At 59.1% G+C, this 917-nt stretch carries 1 protein-coding gene; it reads right to left on the reverse strand.

The features are described from left to right. The coding region (locus tag IEX86_RS24740; RefSeq protein ID WP_229685507.1) for a hypothetical protein at nt 1-774 on the reverse strand (774 nt) is incomplete at its 3' end. Between the last annotated feature and the right edge of the window lie 143 nt (nt 775-917).

Raw genomic sequence — 917 nt, forward strand, 5'->3', positions numbered from 1 at the left:
CACCCGTCCCGATTCGGCTACCAGCACAAGCCCCAACGCCCTGTTGAGCACTGCTCGTGTTTGACTAGGTAGGCCATGCCGACTAATCCCTTCGTTAACGGCGCTTTCGAGTGCGGCGGGACGAGGATCACTGCGGTCAGGCCACAGCTGCGACCAGGTCTGGCCCTGTTGCTCCAGATGGCACAGGAAGCGATTGACCCTTGAGCGTTCTTGCTGACTTAGGCTCTGTGGCAGCAAGGCCATGACCAGTTGATGCTCGGCAACGGCAGGCCGCTGTAGGGCGCGGCCGTTACGGTTAGGCTCAAAAGAGCCTTGCAGTAGAGCAGCCCCTACATCCCTTAAGCCAGAGGCTGCCAGACGTGGTGAGCGCGGGTAAGGGCTTTGGCGCACGGCCTCCCGGGATGACGAATGGCGGATAGGACCAGTACTAAACGGCTGAACTATCTCCGAGTCGCTGTACGAAGGTGCTGTGGCCAGGATATTGATCGATGCGTCGAAAGCAAGCGCAGAGGTGTAGGCCTCCTGAGCATTACCTTGAACTTGCGTTAACGGTCTTTGGGCAACCCTTGTATCTGTAGCCAAGTGAGTCGCAATCGGCTGTTGCCCCGATAGCGCAGGGTTGTTTTCGGCTCTGGGTCCAGGCAAAGAGACCGATTGAGGAGTCGAGCCCGCGCTTAACCCGGTCAGCGTGATGTCTGCGATATAGTAGTGGCTCTGCTCGTTGCCTTTGACGCACAGGGTGAGTTCGGCAGGGCCTGTCTCCCGGGAGTTCATGGGTCCCTTATAGACGGCCGCTCCAGGCTGGAGCGCGTGGAGTTTCAGGTTACCCCCACCCAGGCTTCGCTGGGCAAGCTGTGCCAAATGCTGACGTTGCTTATGGTCGGGATCGTGCGGATCAGGCTGGTCCTGAACATGCT

The organism is Pseudomonas asuensis, from assembly GCF_014646755.1.
Lineage (GTDB): Bacteria > Pseudomonadota > Gammaproteobacteria > Pseudomonadales > Pseudomonadaceae > Chryseomonas > Chryseomonas asuensis.